The sequence below is a fragment of the Bacillus sp. 05T31 genome, assembly GCF_056396725.1.
This window is the reverse complement of sequence record NZ_JBFTMA010001455.1, coordinates 1-399: the sequence shown is the minus strand read 5'-3', so window position 1 is coordinate 399 and position 399 is coordinate 1. Positions and strand designations below refer to the sequence as shown.

1 protein-coding gene is annotated in these 399 nt (G+C 29.1%); it reads right to left on the bottom strand.

What is annotated here, in order from left to right:
• Positions 1 to 22: 22 nt before the first annotated feature.
• Positions 23 to 399 (bottom strand): DUF4865 family protein (locus tag AC1DJR_RS33800; protein ID WP_477004653.1); only part of this gene is annotated, 377 nt, incomplete at its 5' end.

Here is a 399-nt window from a genome sequence, read left to right as displayed (position 1 = left end):
ATTTTCATTCCTTTTTCTTAATTTAGCATTCAACAACATATCCTCRTGAAATATGTAAAATCTCATAAATAGTAACATCGTCCATTACATCTATTTCAGGCTTTTCCTTATAAAAACTGAATTGACTATATCCCCACTTATCCGGATTATAAACTATTACATTCCCTAAACATTTTTCTATGTTTTGCACATTTTCATTTACTTTATTTAATTGCGTCCCAATCAGCGATTTACTTTGAGAAATACTCCCTGCATATTCAACAGCATATCTACTTTTTCTAAAATCATTACTTAAATTAACAACTAATGGAACACCTATATTTATTTGTTGCCACCCAAACGATTGCAAAATATTATCGTAATACCCTTCAAAGATAAATTTATTCATCCCTTCATGAC